Below are 20355 nucleotides of genomic sequence, written 5' to 3'. Positions count from 1 at the left end.
GATGGATGCACCACGGTGGCGCACCAGCAGTTGCCGCTGGTGCGCTTGATGGCTGCCGCCCCGCAAAGACAGCAGCGGCGGCGGTGCCTAGAATCAGTTCCCTTGCCGACCCACGGAAAGCCTGCCATGAACGCACCCACCGCCGCCGCCCACCTGATGCCCGAGATCAACCTGCGCAACGTGCCGCAGGCCCTCATCGATGCGCTGCAGTCCCGTTTTGGTGCGCAGTGCTCGCTGGCCCAGGCCGTGCGCGAGCAGCACGGGCGCGACGAGGGCTCCCTGCAGGCACCGCCGCCCAGCGCCGTGGTGTTTGCCGAAAACACCCAGGACGTGGCCGACGCCGTGAAGCTGGCCAGCCAGTACGAGGTGCCGGTGATTCCCTACGGTGCCGGCTCGTCGCTCGAAGGCCACCTGCTGGCAGTGCAGGGCGGCATCAGCATCGACGTGAGCCGCATGAACCAGGTGCTCAGCATCAACGCCGAAGACCTCACGGTGACGGTGCAGCCCGGTATCACGCGCAAACAGCTCAATGAAGCCATCAAGGACACTGGCCTGTTCTTCCCCATCGACCCGGGCGCCGACGCCAGCATTGGCGGCATGAGCGCCACCCGCGCCAGCGGCACCAACGCCGTGCGCTACGGCACCATGCGCGAGAACGTGCTGGCGCTGGAGGTGGTGACGGCCAGCGGCGAAGTCATCCACACCGGCACCCGTGCCAAAAAGAGCAGCGCAGGCTACGACCTCACCCGCCTGATGGTGGGCAGCGAAGGCACGCTGGGCATCATGACGCAGATCACCGTGCGCCTGTACCCCTTGCCCGAGGCCGTGAGCGCTGCCATCTGCTCGTTCCCGAGCATCGAGGCCGCCGTGCGCACCACCATCCAGATCATCCAGCTGGGTGTGCCGATTGCGCGCGTGGAGCTGATCGACCACCACACCGTGCGCATGGTCAACGCCCACAGCAAGCTCACCCTGCGCGAGGAACCCATGCTGCTGATGGAGTTCCACGGCTCACCCAACAGTGTGAAGGAGCAGGCTGAAACCGTGCAAGACATCGCCAGCGAGTTCGGCGGCAACGCCTTTGAATGGGCCAGCACCCCCGAAGAGCGCACCCGCCTGTGGACGGCCCGGCACAACGCCTACTTTGCTGCCGTGCAAAGCCGCCCCGGCTGCCGCGCCATCAGTACCGACACCTGCGTGCCCATCAGCCGCCTTGCCGACTGCCTGCTCGAATCGGTGGACGAGGCCGAGGCCAGCGGCCTCCCCTACTTCCTCGTCGGCCATGTAGGCGACGGCAACTTCCACTTTGGCTACCTGCTCGATCCCAACATCCCGCAAGAACGCATCACCGCTGAAGACCTGAACCACAAGCTGGTGGCCCGCGCGCTGAGCATGGGCGGCACCTGCACTGGCGAGCACGGCGTGGGCCTGCACAAGATGGGCTTCTTGCTGGACGAAACCGGCGCTGGCGCGGTGGACATGATGCGCGCCATCAAGCGCGCGCTGGACCCGAAGAACATCCTGAACCCGGGGAAGATTTTTGCGATGTGAAGAACCCCTGCGTTCATTTGCTATTTATTCAATAGCATCACAGGCAGACGGAAAAAGCGCTACAACCCTGTTTTGTCGGAAGCCGGACACCGCGCGCCTGATGCATGTCGCCCGCTACGGTGACCGCTTCCGGCGCCTGCCGCATCGCCAGATGGGTGGGCTCCGATACGGGCTGACGCCCCCAGGCCGGTCCGGAGCGTGCGCGGCGGGCTGCAGCCGTGCGGCGATGATCCGCGCTAAAGTCGTCCCAAGGAGCAATTCGTGAAGACACCCGACGTCCCGCCAGATGAGGTTTCGCGCCTGGCGGCGTTGCGGTCGCTCAACGTGCTCGACACCATCGCCGAAGAGCGTTTTGACCGCCTCACCCGCATTGCCAAGCGACTGTTTGGCGTGCAGGTCGCGCTGGTGAGCCTGGTGGATGAAAACCGGCAGTGGTTCAAGTCGTGCATCGGAATCGACGTGCGCGAGACACCCCGCGCCATATCGTTTTGCGGTCACGCGATCCTGGGCGAGACGCCATTCGTCATCCCCGATGCGCTGGATGACCCGCGCTTTGCCGACAACCCGCTCGTCACCGGCGAACCACACATCCGTTTCTATGCCGGCTGCCCCCTGCGCGGCCCGGACCGCCGCAAGCTGGGCACCCTGTGCATCATCGACTCGCAGCCGCGGGCGTTTGGCCGTGAAGACATCGGCATGCTGGTGGACCTGGCCTCGCTGGTGGAGCGCGAATTTGCGGCGCTGGAATGGGCCACCGTGGACGAGCTCACGGGGTTGTCCAACCGCCGGGGCTTCATGCTGCTGGCCCAGCACGCTATCCAGATGTGCCTGCGCCAGCAGGTGCCGTCTTCGCTGGCGTTCATTGACCTCGACCACCTCAAGGCCATCAACGACCGCTTTGGCCACGCCGAGGGCGACCGCGCGTTGGTCACTTTTGCCGAGCACCTGCAGCGCGGCTTCCGCCACTCGGATGTGCTGGCCCGGCTGGGCGGCGACGAGTTTGTGGTGCTGCTGACCGACCACAGCCAGGCCACCGCCGAGACCACGATGGCCCGCCTGCAGGGTCTGCTGGATGCAACCAACGCGCAGTCTCCACATGGCTACCCGATCGCTTTCTCATACGGCGTAGTGGAGTTCGATCCGGCACGGCATGGCACCATCGACACGCTGCTCGACGAAGGCGACCAGGTCATGTACGAGAAGAAAAAAGCCAAGCGCTGAACGCCGGTCCGCAGCCGGGCCTTGCCCGCCGCGGCGCGATGTTGCTGAAGGTGAACCGCTTGCGAGAGACCCGCCCGGCCTGGCGGCATCGCGTCCAGACCCGACAGCGCCCACCTTCAAGCGCGGTCTGGATATCGTGCTGCAATGACGTGCCGGCGATGGGCGCGGCACGGCCCCACTGGCCGTCACTGCGGGTTCAGCGCCCTGTTGTTGCGCCCGACACCCAACCCTTCATGTCTTTCAACCATGCGAATTGCCCTTGTTTCCGATATCCATGGCAACCTGGCCGCACTGGAGGCCGTGGCCGCTGACATTCGACGCCGCGGTGCGGACCAGGTGGTGAACCTGGGCGACAACCTCTCGGGCCCGCTGCTTCCGCGTGAAACAGCGCAGTGGCTCATGGCCTCGGACTGGCTCTCGCTGGCGGGCAACCACGAACGCCAGGTGCTGCGGTTGCGCCCAGGCACCGGCGGCGCATCGGACCAATTCGCGCACGCGCAGCTCACGGAGGCGGAATTTGCCTGGATGCGCAGCCTGACCCACACGCTGCGCCTGAACGAAGACGTGCTGCTGTGCCACGGCTCGCCGCGCAGCGACCATGAATACCTGCTCGAAACGCTGGACGGCCACACGGTGCGCGCCGCCACCCCGGCCGAGATCGATGAGCGCCTGTCAGGGCAATACGCCCCACTGATTGCCTGCGGCCACACCCATGTGCCGCGCCAGGTGCGGCTGGGGGCAGGCGCCTTGCTGGTCAACCCCGGCAGCGTGGGCCTGCAGGCGTATGGCGACAACCACCCTGTGGCCCACAAGGTCGAGAACGGCACGCCGGATGCGTGTTACGCGATCGCGGAGCGCACCGCGCAGGGCTGGCAGGTGGCACACCACCGGGTGCATTACGACCACGAGTCCATGGCGGTGCGGGCGCAAGGCCATGGCAGGCCGGAGTGGGCCCATGCACTGCGCACGGGCCTCATGCCGGCGTGAGCAACTGCGCGCGGTCAGCCGTGCACCGCGCGGGAATCGGCGGGCGCCTGCGCCCGGCTATCCATGCCGTAGTCACGCACCACTGCCGCCACCCGCAGCCGGTAGTCGGCAAACACATGGTCGCGCCCGGCCTCCTGGGTGCTGCGGTGTGCTTCCTGCTGGCGCCAGCGGGCCCCAGCCTCCTCGTCGCGCCAGAAGGACAGCGACAGCAGCTTGCCAGGCTCGCTCAGGCTTTCGAAGCGCTCGATGGAAACAAAGCCGTCGATCTGCGCCAGCAGCGGCCTGAGCGCTGCGGCTGCATCCAGGTAGGCACCGCGCTGGTCCGGCGCGGGTGTCACCTCGAAGATCACGGCCATCATGCGGCGGGCTCCTGCGAATGGGCGGGCAGGCCCAGCGTGCCTTCCACGCCCTGGGTGAAGGTACGTTCCTCGCGCAGGATGAAGCGTTTCTCCTGTGCCATCGCAAAGTTGGCGCGGCCTTCGGGGTCGGCGCGCAGGCGGGCGCGGTAGGTCTCGTACGCGGCCAGCGAATCAAAGCCGATCAGGCCCCAGGCCTCGTAGTTGGTGCCCTCGTGTGGCAGGAAGTAGCCCAGCAGGTGGCCACCGCAGCGGGGGATGATCTGGCCCCAGCGGCGTGCGTATTCGGCAAACGCCTCGCGCTGGAAGGGGTCGATGTCATAGCGGATGAAGCAGGTGATCACGGGGTTCCAAAGTCTGGGGTGGGCAAGGGCTTCACGATAGGCCGTTGACGGGCAGAGATGGTTCGCCCAAGATCGAACCATGAAAGACGGCCCCCACATTGCGCGCATTGCCGCGCTCATCGGCGACAGTGCGCGCGCCGAAGTTCTCACCGCGCTCATGGCCGACCGCGCGCTCACGGCCACCGAGTTGGCCGACATCGCGGGTGTGACCAAACAGACCATCAGCTCCCACCTGGCCAAGCTGCTGGACGCCGGTTTGCTGGCCGTGGAAAGCCAGGGCCGGCACCGCTACTTCCGGTTGGGAGACCGGGACGTAGCCCAGCTGCTGGAATCGCTGATGAACGTGGCCTTCCGCGCAGGTGCCGTGCGCCTGCGCAGCAGCCCGCGCGAACCCGCGCTGCGGCGCGCCCGCGTTTGCTACGACCACCTGGCGGGCGAAGTGGGCGTGCAACTGCACGAGGCGCTGCTGCGCCAGGGCTACCTGCACGCGACCGATGACGGCCTGGCCGTGACACGGGCGGGCACCGAGTGGTTTGCCCATCAGGGTATCGACACGGCGGTGATGGCACGCCAGCGGCGCATGCTGTGCCGCCCTTGCCTGGACTGGAGCGAGCGGCGCCACCACCTGGGCGGCGCACTGGGTGCGGCAGTGCTGCAGCGCCTGCTGGAGCGCGGCTGGGCCCGGCGCGAAAAAGATTCGCGTGTGCTGCATTTCTCGGCCGAGGGCGAGCTGGCCCTGCGTGCATGGCTTGCACCCGCCGCTGGCGAGACCGCCAGCAAAGAGCCCCGCACAGCCCTCCCGGCCCGGGGCCACTCCAGCCCATGAAAACCCTGCTCCTTTTCACCGCCACCGCCCTGGCCGAAATCATCGGCTGCTACCTGCCCTGGCTGTGGCTCAAGCAGGGCAAGCCGGTGTGGCTGCTGCTGCCCGCAGCGGCAAGCCTGGCGCTGTTTGCCTGGCTGCTCACGCTGCACGACACCGCTGGCGCAGGCCGCGTGTATGCGGCCTACGGCGGCGTCTACATTGCCGTGGCGCTGGCGTGGCTGTGGGCGGTGGATGGCATACGCCCCACGGCGTGGGACGTGGCGGGCGTGCTGGTGGCACTGGCAGGCATGGCGATCATCATGTTTCAGCCGATGAAATGAATGCCCCCTGAGTCGCCTCCGGCGCCTTCCCCCCCGGGGGACGCACCCGGTGGCCCGGCAAAGCCGGTTCCACGGGTGCGCTGGCCTGGGCTACGCCCGTCTCAAAGGCAGCGGTGCCCAGGGCCTCAGTTCACCTTGATCAGCCGCCAGTCGATGCGGTTGTCAGGGCGCTGCACCAGCTCCACGTTTTTCTTCATGGCCCAGGCCAGCATCTGGTTGTGCAGCGGGATGTGGGCCACGGTGTCGTTGTGCAGCTGCAGGCCTTCGGTGAGCAGGCGGTTGCGCACGGGCAGGTCGGTCTCGGTCTTTACGCGGTCCACGATGTAGTCCATGCGCTCGTTGGTGTAGCGGCCCAGGTTGTAGCTGCCATCGGCCCCCGTGGTCTTGGTGCGCACCAATGACTGCAGGGTGTAGAGCGCGTCGAACGTGGGCACGCCCCAGCTGAGCATGGCAATGCTGGCCTCGTGCCGCTGGGCCATGGGGTAGTAGGTGACGGCGGGCAGAGTGCGCAACCTGGCCTTGACCCCTATGCGCGCCCACATTGACGTGATGGCTTGGCACAGCTCTTCGTCCTGCACGATGGCGTTGTTGCTGCAGGCAAAGTCCACCTCGAAGCCGTCCTTGTAGCCCGCCTGGGCCAGCAGGTCCCTGGCGGCGTTGGCGTCAAAGGGCAGGCGCTTGTCCACCGCTTCGGTCCAGCCGTTGACCAGCGGCGACACGATGGCGCCCGTGGGCTTGGCCATGCCGCGCATGGTCACGCGCTGCAGCGTGGCGCTGTCGATGGCCTGGTACAGCGCCTTGCGCACGCGCAGGTCTTTCAGCGGGTTCTTGCCCTTGATGTTGCTGCCGGGCAGCTCGTCGCGGAACTGGTCAAGCGCCAGGTACACGGTGCGGTTTTCCACCATCTCCATCACCTTCAGATTCGGGTTGGCCTTCAGGCGCCCCAGGTCCTGGATGCTGGTGTCGCGCACCATGTCCACCTCGCCCGAGAGCAGCGCGGCAATGCGCGTGGCTTCGGACTTGATCGGCGCGTAGGTGATCTCGGTCACGTTGCCTTCGGCCTTGCCGGCATTCCACCAGTTGGGGTTGGCGGTGAAGACGATCTTCTGGTCGGGCACCCATTCCTTGAGCACGAAGGGCCCGGTGCCCATGGCGTTGCGGTGCGAATAGGTTTCGTCCTTGGCCTTGATGTCCTTGGGCTCCACCGCGTTGTGTTTTTCAGCCCAGGCCTTGCTCATCACGCGCAGCTCGGTGAGCTGGTTCAGGATGACCGGGTTCGGGTTCTTCAGAAAGATGTCGATGGTCTCGCCGTCGACCTTGGCAATGCGGTCCATGCCCTGCGTGTAGATGGCGTAGGTGGACGTCTTGCTCATCGCCCGCTGCAGCGAATACACCACGTCGTCGGCGGTCATGGCCGAACCATCACTGAACTTCACGCCCTGGCGCAGCTTCAGGCGCAACTGCGTGGGGCTGACCTGCTGCCAAGACGTGGCCAGCAGCGGCTCGACCTTGAGCGTGCGGCTGTTGAACATGACCAGCGACTCGTACACCGCCGCGTGGATGCCATTGCCCAAGGCGCTGTTCTGCGAGTGGATGTCCATGGTCTGGATGTCGCTGGAGCCCGCCCACTTGAAGGGCTTGGCCGATGCGGCAGGCGCCGCAGCAAAGGTGAGCAGCGCCAGGGCGGCGGCAACGGGGGTAAAGCGCGAAAAGGCCATGGCCGTAGATCCTTGTGAATGGAAAACGGCAATATGCCGCAGCGGGCACGCGCCACAAAGCAGCGCAGCCCCGAACGTGGCGCGTTTGCGTCAGTGTCCCTGCCGAGTGGGGCTCATCAGCGGGCGACGCGACAACGCGGCTTTGGCCTGCACACCGCCCGCGTCCCCGTGGCGATCATGGCGGGCGGTTCGTGCGGGTGGATGACGGCGAACACCGGGAGACCTGTACCAGGCCTCCATACAAAACGCTACGTTATTTATAGCAACAAGTGCATATCAATCAAGCGCTACAGGCCACTTTGACCCCAAAACCACCTTGGAAGGCACCCAAGGGATGCCCGGGGGCCAGCGCAGTCTTTGGCGGCCCCCTACGATCCCGCTCACATGCCGTCTGCCACTGACCTGATCGTCCACCGCCCCGAGGGCCTGTACTGCCCGCCCGGCGACTTCTACATCGACCCCTGGCGGCCGGTGGAGCGGGCCGTGATCACGCACGCGCACTCCGACCACGCGCGCATGGGCTCGGCCCACTACCTGGCGCAAGAGGGCAGCGAGGGCACGCTGCGCAACCGGCTGGGGGCGGGCATTGACCTGCAGACGCTCGGCTATGGCCAGGTGATCAATCACCATGGCGTGAAGCTGTCGCTGCACCCGGCCGGCCATGTGCTGGGCTCGGCCCAGGTGCGCATCGAGCACGGCGGGCAGGTGTGGGTGGCGTCGGGCGACTACAAGCTCGAAGACGATGGCACCTGCCCGCCGTTCGAGCCGGTGCGTTGCCACACCTTCATCACCGAATCGACCTTCGGCCTGCCCATTTACCGCTGGCCGTCACAGCCCGCGCTGTTTGCCGACATCAACGCCTGGTGGGCCGCCAACGCAGCCGCGGGCAAGGCCAGCGTGCTGTATGCCTACGCGTTTGGCAAGGCGCAGCGGCTGCTGCACGGGGTGGATGCCAGCATTGGCCCGATCGTGGTGCACGGCGCGGTGGAGCCGCTGAACGCCGTGTACCGCGCCGCCGGTGTGCCCCTGCCGCCTACCCATCGCGTGACCGACCCGGCGCTCACCAAGGCCGACCTGCGCCGCGCGCTGGTGCTGGCCCCGCCCTCGGCCGCAGGCACACCCTGGCTCAAGCGCTTTGGCGAGCACTCTGACGCGTTTGCCAGCGGCTGGATGCTGGTGCGCGGCGCACGGCGGCGCCGGGGCGTGGACCGGGGCTTTGTGATGAGCGACCACGCCGACTGGCCCAGCCTGCAAAAGGCGATTGGCGCCACCGGGGCCGAGCGCGTGATCGTGACGCATGGCAGCACTGACGTGATGGTGCGCTGGCTGTGCGAGCAGGGGCTGGATGCGCAGGTGTTTGCCACCGAATACGGTGCGGATGACAACGAGGACGACACCGCCGCCGCACCCGAGGTCGCCAGCAGCGCGCCGCCCACCGAGACCGCGCCATGAAGCAGTTTGCCGCCCTCTTCCAGGCGCTCGATGCCACCACGGCCCAGTCGGCCAAGCTGGCCGCGCTGGTGGCCTACCTGCGCGTGGCGTCAGCGGGCGATGCGGCGTGGGCCGTGTACTTCCTGGCCGGTGGCAAGCCGCGCCAGATGGTGCCCACCAAGCGCCTCAAGGCCCTGGCGCAAGAGGCCGCCGGCCTGCCCGAGTGGCTGTTCGACGAAAGCTACGAAGCCGTGGGCGACCTGGCCGAAACCATCGCCCTGCTGCTGCCCCCGCCCACGGAGCCGGCCGACCTGCCCCTGGCCGAGTGGATGGCGCTGCTGCTGCCGCTGCGCGCGCTGCCCGCCGACGAGGCCGATGCCCGCCTGCGCGCGCAGTGGAACATGCTGGCGCCCGGGCAGCGCTTTGTGTACTTCAAGCTCATCACCGGCAACTTCCGCGTGGGCGTGTCGCGCCTGCAGGTCACACAGGCCCTGGCTACGGTAAGCGGGGTGGACCCCAAGCGCATCGCGCACCGGCTGATGGGCTACACGCAGATCGGCCGCCAGCCGTTGGCCGCCGACTACGCCGCGCTGGTGGCCCCTGCCGGGGACGATGCAAGCCAGCCGGCCGCCGATGGCGCCGCCGGCCACCCCTACCCCTTCTTTCTGGCGCACCCGTTCAACCAGGCCGTGGCCGACATGCCCGCGCTGCTGGGGCCGGTGGCGGACTGGCAGGTGGAGTGGAAGTGGGACGGCATCCGCGCGCAGATCGTGCGGCGCGCCGGGGCTGCGTGGGTGTGGTCGCGCGGCGAAGAGCTGGTGACCGACCGCTTCCCAGAACTCGCCGACGCCGCGCTACAGGCGCTGCCCGATGGCACGGTGATCGACGGCGAGATCCTGGTGTGGTTGCCCGGCGAAACCGGCCCGCGCCCCTTTGCCGACCTGCAAAAGCGCCTGGGCCGCAAGACGCTGGGCGCGAAGCTGCTGCGCGAACTGCCCGTGGTGCTGGTGGCGTATGACCTGCTGGAACACGCGGGGCAGGATCTGCGCACGCAGCCGCAGCATGCGCGGCGGGCGCTGCTGGAGGCCGTGTTGCAGCCGAACCCTGCAGCCATCGTGGCTGCACCTGCGGGCGCCCTGCGCCTGAGCCCCCTGTTGCAGGGCCCCGACTGGCCCGACCTGGCCCGCCAGCGCGAGGCCGCGCGGGGCATGGGCACTGAGGGCTTCATGCTCAAGAACCGCCACGCCCACTACGGCGTGGGTCGCACCAAGGACGTGGGTGTGTGGTGGAAGTGGAAGATCGACCCCATGAGCGTGGACGCGGTGCTCATCTACGCGCAGCGCGGCCATGGGCGGCGCGCCAGCCTGTACACCGACTACACCTTTGCGGTGTGGAGCGGCCCGCCAGAAGACGCTGAACGCCTGCTGGTGCCCTTTGCCAAGGCGTATTCGGGTCTGACCGATGCCGAGATCGCGCAGGTGGACGCCATCATCCGCAAGACCACACGCGAGAGCTTTGGCCCCGTGCGCAGCGTGGAGGCCACGCAGGTGTTTGAACTGGGCTTTGAAGGCATTGCCAAAAGCCCGCGCCACAAGAGCGGCATTGCGGTGCGGTTTCCGCGCATGTTGCGCTGGCGTCAGGACAAGCCCGTGACCGAGGCCGACACGCTGCAGACACTGGCGATGCTGCTGCCGGAGTCTGCGCAGTGAGCACCACCCCAGCGCGCGCACCCGCTGCGCCGCGCAAGCGCAAGAGCGCTGCTCCCACGAGCAGCGCTGCGCCCTCGCAAGAAGCGCCGGGTAGTCCTGCCGCGCAGTGGCTGCAGGGCCGCGGCTGGCAGCCCTTTCCGTTCCAGCAGCAGGTGTGGCAGGCCATGGCCGAGGGCCGATCGGGCCTGCTACACGCCACCACCGGCGCGGGCAAGACCTATGCGGTGTGGCTGGGCGCGCTGCAGCACCTGGCTGGCCCCGGCGGGGTGCCCGAGGCAAGCCCCAGGGCGCGCCGTGCAGCGGCCCCGCCGCTCACCGTGCTGTGGATCACCCCCATGCGCGCCCTGGCCGCCGACTCACTGCGCGCCCTGCAAGAGCCTCTGCCCGCCCTGGCCCCGCACTGGACCAGCGGCTTGCGCACCGGCGACACCGCCAGCGGCGAGCGCGCGGCACAAGACAGGCGCCTGCCCACCGTGCTGGTGACCACGCCTGAAAGCGTGTCGCTGCTGCTGGCCCGCGCCGATGCGCACGAGCGCCTTTCCAGCGTGCAGCTGGTGGTGGTGGACGAGTGGCACGAGCTGGTGGGCAACAAGCGCGGCGTGCAGGTGCAGCTGGCACTGGCCCGCCTGTCGGGCTGGAACCCGCGCCTGCAAGTGTGGGGCATGTCGGCCACGCTGGGCAACCTGCCCGATGCGCTGGCCACGCTGGTGCCCGCCCTGCCCCCGCGCGCGCCGCGCCGTGCCAGGCCGCTGCTGGTGCAGGGCCGCATCGACAAGGCGCTGCAGGTGCAGGTGCTGCTGCCCGCGCGGGTGGAGCGCTTTGCGTGGGCGGGGCACATGGGCCTGTCGCTGCTGCCGCAGGTGGTGCAGTCCATCGAGGCCAGCGCATCCACCCTGGTCTTCACCAACACCCGCTCGCAATCCGAGCGCTGGTACCAGGCGCTGCTGGAGGCGCGGCCCGACTGGGCGGGCACGCTGGCGCTGCACCACGGCTCGCTCAGCGGCGAGGTGCGCGGCTGGGTCGAGGCGGGGCTCAAGGCCGGCACCCTGAAGGCAGTCGTCTGCACATCGAGCCTGGACCTGGGCGTGGACTTTTTGCCGGTAGAGCAGGTGCTGCAGATCGGCTCGGCCAAGGGCGTGGCGCGGCTGGTGCAGCGCGCGGGCCGCTCGGGCCACGCGCCGGGGCGCACCAGCAGCATCACGCTGGTGCCCACGCACAGCCTGGAACTGGTGGAGGCCGCTGCCGCCCGCCAGGCGCTGGCCGAGGGCCGCATTGAAGACCGGCACACACCCCGCGCACCGCTGGATGTGCTGGTACAGCACCTGGTGACCATCGCCCTGGGCGGCGGCTTTGTGCCTGATGCCTTGCTGGCCGAGGTGCGCCGCGCCCCGGCCTACGCACAGCTGGCCGACAACGACTGGCAGTGGGCGCTGCAGTTTGTGCGCCAGGGCGGCGCATCGCTGGCCAACTACCCAGACTTTCACCGCGTGGTGCCCGATGAAGACGGCGTGTGGCGCATGCCCGACGCGCGGCTGGCGCGGCGCCATCGCAGCAACATCGGCACCATCGTGAGCGACGCCAGCATGCAGGTGCAGTTTGTGAGCGGCGGGCGCCTGGGCTCGGTGGAAGAAAGCTTCATTGCGCGCCTCAAGCCCGGCGACGTGTTCATGTTTGCGGGCCGCCTGCTGGCGCTGGTGCGCACGCAGCAGATGACGGCCTATGTGCGCACCGCCCCCAAGGGCAGCGCCGCGCTGCCGCGCTGGAACGGCGGGCGCATGCCGCTGTCGAACACGCTGGCCGACGCCATGCTGCGCCAGCTGGAGCAGGCCGAGCGCGGCGTGTTTGCATCGCCCGAAATGCGCTGCGCGCAGCCGCTGCTGGCGCTGCAGCATGCGTGGTCGGCCCTGCCCACGCCCGGCCGGCTGGTGGCCGAGGTGCTGCACACGCGCGAGGGCTGGCACCTGTACCTGTACCCGCTGGCCGGGCGGCTGGTGCACCTGGGGCTGGCGGGCCTGCTCGCGTGGCGCGCATCGCAGCAGGTGCCCAACACGTTCTCGATTGCCGTCAACGACTACGGGCTGGAGCTGCTGTCGGCCAAGCCGGTGGACTGGCCCGCGCTGCTGCCGCACCTGATTGGCGCGGCCACGCACAGCAGGCTGGGCGAAGGAGTGGATGGAGGGCTGGAGGCCGAGGTGCTGGCCAGCCTGAACGCCACCGAAATGGCGCGCAGGCGCTTTCGCGAGATTGCGCGCATTGCGGGACTCATCTTCCAAAGCCACCCCGGCGAGCAGCGCAGCAGCCGGCAGCTGCAGGCATCGTCGTCGCTGTACTACGACGTGTTTGCCCAGTACGACCCCGACAACCTGCTGCTGGCCCAGGCGCGCGCCGAGCTGCTGGTGCAGGAGCTGGACATGGAGCGCCTCGCGCAGACGCTGCAGCGCATGAAGGGCCAGCAACTGTCGGTGCATGCACTGGAGCGCCTCACACCGTTTGCCCTGCCGCTGATGGTGGAGCGCTTTCGCGAGCGGCTGAGCACCGAAAGCCTCGGCGACCGGCTGCTGCGCATGGTGCAGGCGCTGGAGGTGGCCGCCGATGCCACCATGGGCACGGCGCTGGCGCAGGGGCCAGCCACGCCCGTCATGCTGGAGCCCGCCGATACACCCGCCCCGCGAAAACCCCGCCGCGCCAGAGGCCAACGCGCTGCGCGATGATGCAGCCCGTGACGACCGCCGCCGCTGCCCTGCCCACCCCTTGCGTTGCCCCCGCAGCGCCCGCCGCAGGCTCCGCCGTGCCCGCCCCTGCAGGCTGGCAACCCATTGCGCTGCCCTGCGGCACCGCACTGTGGCTGCTGCCCCAGCGCGCCGTGTGGTGGCCTGCGCACGGCATCGTGATGGTGGCCGATGTTCACTTTGGCAAGGCCGCCACGTTCCGCCGCGCGGGCCAGCCGGTGCCGCACGGCACCACGGGCGACAACCTGGCGCGGCTCGATGCGCTGCTGCAGGCCACGGGGGCACAGCACCTCGTCTTCCTGGGCGACTTCCTGCATGCCCGCAGTGGCGCGGCCGATGCACTGTGGCAGCAGCTGCAGCCATGGCGCGAGCAGCACGCCGCCGTGCGCATGACGCTGGTGCGCGGCAACCACGATGCCCATGCAGGGGACCCGCCCGCCGCGCTGGGCATTGCCCTGGTCAACGAGCCGTGGGCGCCCGTGCAGGGCGCGCCCGTGCTGGCCTGCCATCACCCGCAAAAGGCCGACGGCGCCACCGTACTGGCCGGCCACCTGCACCCCACCGTGACGCTGCGCGGCATCGCGCGCGACCGGCTGCGACTGCCCTGTTTTGCCTGGAGCCCCAGCCTGCTGGTGCTGCCGGCGTTCGGCGCGTTTACGGGCACATCCAGCGTGCCGCTCGTGCCGGATGCACTGTGTTTTGCGGTGGCGGCCGACCGGGTGCAACTGGTGCCACCGGGCTGAAATTGCACACGCTGCAGGCGGCCCGGAGCTTGTGGCAGCGAGCAACGCACGAAAAATTTGACCCTACCGCGCGGTAAATTTTGTATTGTGAGATTCGATTGCAAAAACGCCGTGTCAAGACAGCCCCAAGCAAGCAGAATCGTGGAGCATTTGCCATGGGAGCCGCTGCACGAATCAGCGCGCCGTGCGCATCTGCGGTCTCGGGCGGTCTGCGGCGTTGCAAATACTCGCCATAGCGATAGCTATGGCTGCGTTTTGCGCCTTGCAGCCCATCCCGATCCGCAGCGCGCACTAAACGCTTGATTCGTGCAGAGGCTCCCCCGCCCCGCCGCGACCCGTTTGGGGCCTTTACAAACTCTGTTCGTGAGACAAGCCATGACGACCCAGCAACCCACCATCATCTACACCCTGACCGACGAGGCACCCCGCCTGGCCACGGCTTCGTTCCTGCCCATCATCCGCACGTTTGCGGCGCCGGCAGGCATCAACGTGACCGAGAGCGACATCTCCGTGGCAGCGCGGGTGCTGGGTGAGTTTCCCGAATTTCTGAGCGAGAGCCAGCGCGCTCCCAACACGCTGGCCGAGCTGGGCAAGAAGACGCTGCAGCCCGACGCCAACATCATCAAGCTGCCCAACATCAGCGCATCGGTGTCGCAGCTCAAGGCAGCGATTGCCGAGCTGCAGGCCAAGGGCTACGCCCTGCCCGACTACCCGGACCAGCCCAAGGACGACAAAGAGAAAGAAATCAAGGCGCGCTACGGCAAGTGCATCGGCTCGGCCGTGAACCCCGTGCTGCGCGAAGGCAACTCCGACCGCCGCGCGCCCAAGGCCGTCAAGGAGTACGCCCGCAAGAACCCGCACAGCATGGCCGAGTGGAGCCAGGCATCGCGCTCGCATGTGTCGCACATGCACGCTGGCGACTTCTACCACGGCGAAAAGTCGATGACGCTGGACAAGGCGCGTGACGTGAAGATGGAGCTGATCACCAAGAGCGGCAAGACCATCATCTTGAAGCCCAAGGTCAGCCTGCTCGATCGCGAAGTGATCGACAGCATGTTCATGAGCAAGAAGGCGCTGCTGGAGTTCTACGAAAAGGAAATCGAGGACGCACGCAAGACGGGCGTGATGTTCTCGCTGCACGTGAAGGCCACGATGATGAAGGTGTCGCACCCCATCGTGTTCGGCCACTGCGTGCGCATCTTCTACAAGGACGCGTTCGAGAAACACGCCAAGACCTTTGAAGAGCTGGGCGTGAACGTCAACAACGGCATGGTGGACCTGTTCACCAAGATCGAGACGCTGCCGCAAAGCCAGCGCGACGAGATCAAGCGCGACCTGCACGCCTGCCACGAGCACCGCCCCGAACTCGCCATGGTCGATTCGGCCAAGGGCATCACCAACTTCCACTCGCCCAACGACATCATCGTGGACGCATCGATGCCCGCCATGATCCGCAACGGGGGCAAGATGTGGGACGCCAACGGCCGCCTGAAGGACGTGAAGGCCGTGATGCCCGAGTCGACCTTTGCCCGCATCTACCAGGAGATCATCAACTTCTGCAAATGGCACGGCGCGTTCGACCCCAAGACCATGGGCACGGTGCCCAACGTGGGCCTGATGGCCCAGCAGGCCGAGGAATACGGCTCGCACGACAAGACGTTCGAGATCGCTGAAGACGGCGTGGCCAACATCACCGACCTGGCCACGGGCGAAGTGCTGCTCTCGCAAAACGTGGAAGCCGGCGACATCTGGCGCATGTGCCAGGTCAAGGACGCCGCGATCCGCGACTGGGTGAAGCTGGCCGTGAACCGCGCCCGCAACTCCGGCATGCCTGTGGTGTTCTGGCTCGACTCGTACCGCCCGCACGAAAAGGAACTCATCACCAAGGTGAAGATGTACCTGCACGAGCACAACACCGTGGGCCTGGATATCCAGATCATGAGCCAGGTACGTGCAATGCGCTACACGCTGGAACGCGTGATCCGCGGCCTGGACACCATCAGCGCCACCGGCAACATCCTGCGCGACTACCTGACCGACCTGTTCCCCATCATGGAGCTGGGCACCTCGGCCAAGATGCTGTCCATCGTGCCGCTGATGGCCGGTGGCGGCATGTACGAAACGGGTGCGGGCGGCTCTGCGCCCAAGCACGTGCAGCAGCTGGTGGAAGAAAACCACCTGCGCTGGGATTCGCTGGGCGAGTTCCTGGCACTGGCCGTGTCGCTGGAAGACCTTGGCATCAAGACGGGCAACGGCAAGGCCAAGGTGCTGGCCAAGACGCTGGACGCCGCCACAGGCAAGCTCTTGGACAAAAACAAGAACCCCAGCCCCAAGACCGGCCAGCTGGACAACCGCGGCAGCCAGTTCTACCTGGCGCTGTACTGGGCGCAGGAGCTGGCCGCGCAGACCGACGATGCCGAACTGGCAGCCAAGTTTGCGCCCCTGGCCAAGCAGCTGGCGGCCGACGAGCAGACCATCGTGGACGAGCTGGCTGCGGTGCAGGGCCAGCCTGCCGACATCGGCGGCTACTACCTGCCCGACGTGGCCAAGCTCGACGCTGTGATGCGCCCCAGCGCCACGCTGAACAAGGCACTGGCCTCCGTCAAGTAAGGCACGCCCTGCACCGCGCTGCGCGGCGGCAGGGGCCGCCCGCAAGGCATTCCAGACAGGCATTTCGGGCTAAATCAGGCGCTAGCGCTTGTTCCAATTGCCTGTAGTGCTATCACTTTTGAAGTGACATGAAAAAGGCCCCGCTTCACGGCGGGGCCTTTTTTTCGTGGGGCGGTACAACGCGGTTCGATGCAGGTCAGGGCCGCTGGCGCTCGTACACCCGGCTGCCCAGCGGTGCGGGCACATAGGCGGGCAAGAACGCACAGCCTTTGCCGTACCGGGCTTCCTGCGCAGCGCAGGCGCTGGCAATGCCCTCGGGCGTGGGCTTGGCGCCCTCGTCCACCCAGCGCAGCAGGGCGTTCATCAGCGTGGGGTAGGTCGGGTCGCTCAGGTAGCTGTGCGTGTTGTGCTGCGTGAAGGTCTGCACCAGGCGCGCAGCGCTGCCGCCGCGCTCCATCGTGGCCTTGAACTGCGCATCCAGCTCGACAAAGGCGGTGGGGTCATCCACGCCCTTGACGGTAAGCACCGGCACCGGGATGCGGCCCGTGGGGTCGGTGTCCGCGGCAAAGCGGGCCACGGCCTGCGGGTCGGCCCGGTAGCGCAGTACGCCGGCGTTGAGCGCAGCATCGTCGGCAGACCCCTTGTAGACCACGCCCATATTGCCAAACGGGCTGGCGCCGCCCGTGCGGTGCTGCACCACATCGCGGAAAAGGAACGTGGCCCAGTTCATGTGGCCCTGGATGGAGCTCGCCGGGATGCGGATCACATCGACGATGGTCTTGACCTTGCGCTGCTGCTCGGGGGTGCGCTCGGCGGCGGGCTTGTTCAGGCCCAGGCATTCGTTCAGGCGCGCGGCCAGGTCGGCCTGCGTCATCGCTGCGTCGGCAGGCAGGCCGATGTGGAGCGGGTACTGCGCCTCGGTCGGGCGCGGATGGTTGTTGCACAGGTACTGGTAGACCACGCGCAGGTCGGTGCGGAAGTCGTACGAGCGCGTGCCCCCGGCCAGTACGCCGCTGGTGAGCAGCACCGCGTCGTACGGGCGCTTGCCATCGGCCGTGCGCTGGAACATCTCGGCCCCCTTGGCGGCCACGCTGGCACCCCACGACTGGCCGTGCAGGATGGTGCGCCGGGGCTGGGCCACATGCTGCACAAAGATCTGGCGCAGGCGCTCGGTGTCTTCAGCGGCAGCGCGCACTTCCACGCCGCCCTGGCGGAAGGTGCTGCCGGCCCAGGCATAACCCGCCCGCACCATGATCTGCCAGCGCTCCAGGTCTTCCACCGACCGCTCGGCCTTGGGCGTGCCCAGCGTCGGGCCGCCGTGGGCGTGCAGCACCAGGTGCTGGTTCCATTGGGTGGGCACGGCGATCAGGTAGTAGGCCCCAGCGGTGTCCTGGCCGGACAGGCAGCGCGCGATGGCCGCGATGTCTTTGGGGCAGGGTGTCGCCACCGGTGCCGCTTCGGTCGCGTGGGCTACCGCTGCAGACCGTGCGGCAGGCGCTGGCGGGGCCGATGCGCAGCCGGCCAGCGTTGCAACCGCCAGGATGGCCAGCAGTGCGCGTGGCGGGGTGATGGCAACGCGCGGCGGCCGCGCTGCTGGCAACGGGAATTCGGGCATGGTCAGTCTCCTGGGGTGCGGATGAAGCGGCGGCGGTGCCGGGCCATGGCGTCACGGGCTTTTCAGTCCGATGTCGGCCGCCGCACGAGTATCGGCCGGAAACGAAAAAAAAGGCGTGGACGGAAACCCGCCCACGCCTTCACGACAGACAGCGCCTTGCGCGCGCCGCTGATGGCGATCAGTTATTGCCCTGGGCAACCCCTTCGCGGCGGGGGTCGGCGCCACCGGCGTACGTGCCCGCGCCGGGGTTGCGCGAAAGCAGGCCGGCCTTGCCGTCGGCACGCAGTCCGTTGTAGACCACGCCGTGCAGGCCGCTGGTGAAGCTGTCGGTCTGCGCCACGGTGTGGCCGCGTGCCTTGAGGCCGTCGCGGATGGTGGCGGTGTCGATCAGCGAGCCCTTTTCGATCGAAGTGGTGGCGTTGGTCTGCGCGCCAAAGTTGGGCAGGTTGATGGCCTGCTGGACGTTCAGGCCCCAGTCGGTCATGCCCAGGATGGACTTGGTCGTGTACTGGATGATGGCGCTGCCGCCGGGCGAGCCGATCACGCCTTCCACGTCACCCGTCGATGCGTTGAAGATGATGGTGGGCGCCATGGAGCTGCGTGGGCGCTTGCCCGCCTGCACGCTGTTGGCAATCGGTAGCCCTGCTGCGTCGGTGGCCGTGAACGAGAAGTCGGTGAGCTGGTTGTTCAGCAGGAAACCGCGCACCATCTGCAGGCTGCCGAAGCCGTTTTCGATGGTCGTCGTCATCGATACCGCATTACCCGCGTTGTCGACGATGGACAGGTGCGTGGTCGATGGCAGGGCCAGCGAGGTGTCCTTGCCCGGCACGGCCGCTACCCCGGGTGGCGTACCCGCCACCGGCACGCCGATGGTCTTTTGCATGCTGATGAGCTTGGCGCGTTCCTTGAGGTAGTCGGCATTGATCAGGCCGGCCTGCGGCACGCTCACGAAGTCAGGGTCGGCCACGTACAGGGCGCGGTCGGCGTAGGCCAGGCGGTAGGCTTCAGACACCACATGCACCGAATCGAGCGTGTTGGGCTTCATGGCCGCCAGGTCAAATTGCTGCAGCATGCCCAGCGTCTGCAGCACGGCAATGCCGCCCGAGCTGGGCGCCGGCATGCCGCACACGCGGTACTGCACGCGGTAGGTGCCGCACACCGGCTCGCGCACCTTGGGGGTGTAGCCGCTCAGGTCATCGAGCGCCAGCTTGCCAGGGTTGGTGGGGTGCGTAGTGACCTTGGCGACGATGTCGCGGGCGATGTCGCCCTTGTAGAAAGCGTCGGCACCCCCTGCGGCAATCGCGCGCAGTGTGGCCGCGAATTCGGGGTTCTTGAGGAGCGTTCCCGCGGCCTTGGCCGTGCCGTCGGTGTTGAGGAAGTAGCTTGCGCCTGGCTCGCCCTGGGCCTTGATGCGCGCGGCCGATCCGGCGATCGAGATGCTCATGCGCGGCGAGATGGCAAAGCCGTCTTCGCTGAGCTTGATGGCGGGCTCGAACAGGTCCTTCCATGGCAGCTTGCCGTGGGCCTTGTGCGCGGCTTCCAGCATGCGCAGCACGCCAGGCGTACCCACCGACAGGCCCCCATCCACCGCCGCCAAAAAGGCGAGGGGCTTGCCGTCAGCTCCGATGAACAGGTTGGGCGTGGCGGCCTTGGGCGCAGTCTCGCGGCCGTCATAGGCCAGGAGCTTGTTGGCGCCCTTGTCGTAATGCAGCATGAAGGCGCCGCCGCCAATGCCCGAGGACTGCGGCTCCACCAAGTTCAGCACCATCTGCACGGCAATGGCCGCATCGGTGGCCGTGCCACCCTTGGCCAGAATGTCGACCCCGGCCTTCACCGCCAGCGGGTTGGCCGCGGCCACCATGTCCTTGTTGGCATACGCAATGGCCTTGGGCGTGTAGCCCGACGGCGGCTCGGGCGGCACGAACTGCTCGGGCGGTTCGGGCGTGGCCACGGGGGTCGCCGGGCCATCGTTGCCGCCGCAGGCCGCCAGCACGGCCAGCGCCGCGATGCTCAGACCCATCAGGTAAGGTTTGCGTTGAAAGACAGAAGCGCTCATGGATGAAGATCCTTGAAGGGGTGGTGAAAAACCGTGCGGGCCGGGTTCAGCAAAGGGGCCTTGCCCGCCACACAAGGATGGGTGCATGCGGGCTTGCAGGTCAATCAAGTATGTGACGAAGTGATGAAAATCGTTTTGC

The 20355-nt window shown here is 67.7% G+C and carries 15 protein-coding genes; 10 read left to right on the top strand and 5 right to left on the bottom strand.

Features of this window, described 5'->3' with window-relative positions; genetic code table 11:
* Positions 1-126: 126 nt before the first annotated feature.
* From ACTPOI_RS02805 to ACTPOI_RS02795, 3 genes are all read left to right on the top strand, one after another.
* Positions 127-1551, top strand: a complete 1425-nt coding sequence (locus ACTPOI_RS02805; protein ID WP_440106191.1) for an FAD-binding oxidoreductase — start codon at positions 127-129, stop codon at positions 1549-1551.
* 261 nt (positions 1552-1812) lie between these two features.
* Positions 1813-2772 (top strand): diguanylate cyclase domain-containing protein, encoded by a 960-nt coding sequence (locus tag ACTPOI_RS02800; protein WP_440106189.1) that lies wholly within the window; start codon positions 1813-1815, stop codon positions 2770-2772.
* A gap of 246 nt (positions 2773-3018) precedes the next feature.
* The gene (locus ACTPOI_RS02795; RefSeq protein ID WP_440106187.1) at positions 3019-3759 is read left to right on the top strand and encodes a metallophosphoesterase family protein; all 741 of its coding nucleotides are present in this window, start codon (positions 3019-3021) and stop codon (positions 3757-3759) included.
* 14 nt (positions 3760-3773) lie between these two features.
* Here the strand turns inward: ACTPOI_RS02795 and ACTPOI_RS02790 are convergent, their stop codons facing one another.
* Together ACTPOI_RS02790 and ACTPOI_RS02785 are read right to left on the bottom strand one after the other, a co-directional pair.
* Positions 3774-4118, bottom strand: a complete 345-nt coding sequence (locus tag ACTPOI_RS02790; protein ID WP_440106185.1) for an antibiotic biosynthesis monooxygenase family protein — start codon at positions 4116-4118, stop codon at positions 3774-3776.
* Complete coding sequence (locus ACTPOI_RS02785; RefSeq protein WP_440106183.1) at positions 4115-4459, bottom strand: NIPSNAP family protein; 345 nt, start codon at positions 4457-4459, stop codon at positions 4115-4117. The genes ACTPOI_RS02790 and ACTPOI_RS02785 overlap by 4 nt, the downstream gene beginning before the upstream one ends.
* A gap of 79 nt (positions 4460-4538) precedes the next feature.
* Between ACTPOI_RS02785 and ACTPOI_RS02780 the strand changes: the two genes are divergently transcribed.
* The gene (locus ACTPOI_RS02780; RefSeq protein ID WP_440106181.1) at positions 4539-5285 is read left to right on the top strand and encodes an ArsR/SmtB family transcription factor; all 747 of its coding nucleotides are present in this window, start codon (positions 4539-4541) and stop codon (positions 5283-5285) included.
* Entirely contained in the window at positions 5282-5605 is a 324-nt protein-coding gene (locus ACTPOI_RS02775; protein ID WP_440106179.1) for a YnfA family protein, read from the top strand. Before ACTPOI_RS02780 ends, ACTPOI_RS02775 begins: the two co-directional genes overlap by 4 nt.
* Before the next feature lie 125 nt (positions 5606-5730).
* Here the strand turns inward: ACTPOI_RS02775 and ACTPOI_RS02770 are convergent, their stop codons facing one another.
* Positions 5731-7323, bottom strand: a complete 1593-nt coding sequence (locus ACTPOI_RS02770) for an ABC transporter substrate-binding protein (RefSeq protein WP_440106177.1) — start codon at positions 7321-7323, stop codon at positions 5731-5733.
* 384 nt (positions 7324-7707) lie between these two features.
* Here ACTPOI_RS02770 and ACTPOI_RS02765 point away from each other — a divergent pair, with 384 nt between their 5' ends.
* From ACTPOI_RS02765 to ACTPOI_RS02745, 5 genes are all read left to right on the top strand, one after another.
* Positions 7708-8775 (top strand): ligase-associated DNA damage response exonuclease, encoded by a 1068-nt coding sequence (locus ACTPOI_RS02765; RefSeq protein WP_440106175.1) that lies wholly within the window; start codon positions 7708-7710, stop codon positions 8773-8775.
* Positions 8772-10463, top strand: coding sequence for an ATP-dependent DNA ligase (locus ACTPOI_RS02760; RefSeq protein WP_440106172.1), 1692 nt, complete (start codon positions 8772-8774; stop codon positions 10461-10463). Before ACTPOI_RS02765 ends, ACTPOI_RS02760 begins: the two co-directional genes overlap by 4 nt.
* Complete coding sequence (locus tag ACTPOI_RS02755; protein WP_440106170.1) at positions 10460-13174, top strand: ligase-associated DNA damage response DEXH box helicase; 2715 nt, start codon at positions 10460-10462, stop codon at positions 13172-13174. Before ACTPOI_RS02760 ends, ACTPOI_RS02755 begins: the two co-directional genes overlap by 4 nt.
* A 77-nt stretch (positions 13175-13251) precedes the next feature.
* Complete coding sequence (pdeM, locus tag ACTPOI_RS02750; RefSeq protein ID WP_440108250.1) at positions 13252-13935, top strand: ligase-associated DNA damage response endonuclease PdeM; 684 nt, start codon at positions 13252-13254, stop codon at positions 13933-13935.
* A 375-nt stretch (positions 13936-14310) separates the two neighbouring features.
* The gene (locus ACTPOI_RS02745; protein ID WP_440106167.1) at positions 14311-16545 is read left to right on the top strand and encodes an NADP-dependent isocitrate dehydrogenase; all 2235 of its coding nucleotides are present in this window, start codon (positions 14311-14313) and stop codon (positions 16543-16545) included.
* 196 nt (positions 16546-16741) lie between these two features.
* Here the strand turns inward: ACTPOI_RS02745 and ACTPOI_RS02740 are convergent, their stop codons facing one another.
* Positions 16742-18160, bottom strand: a complete 1419-nt coding sequence (locus tag ACTPOI_RS02740) for a hypothetical protein (protein ID WP_440106165.1) — start codon at positions 18158-18160, stop codon at positions 16742-16744.
* A gap of 178 nt (positions 18161-18338) precedes the next feature.
* Entirely contained in the window at positions 18339-20216 is a 1878-nt protein-coding gene (gene ggt / locus ACTPOI_RS02735; RefSeq protein WP_440106163.1) for a gamma-glutamyltransferase, read from the bottom strand.
* Positions 20217-20355: the final 139 nt, after the last annotated feature.

It is taken from the genome of Acidovorax sp. BL-A-41-H1, assembly GCF_051942715.1.
Note: the sequence above shows the minus strand (reverse complement) of the source record. Positions and strands in the feature narration are given on the sequence as shown.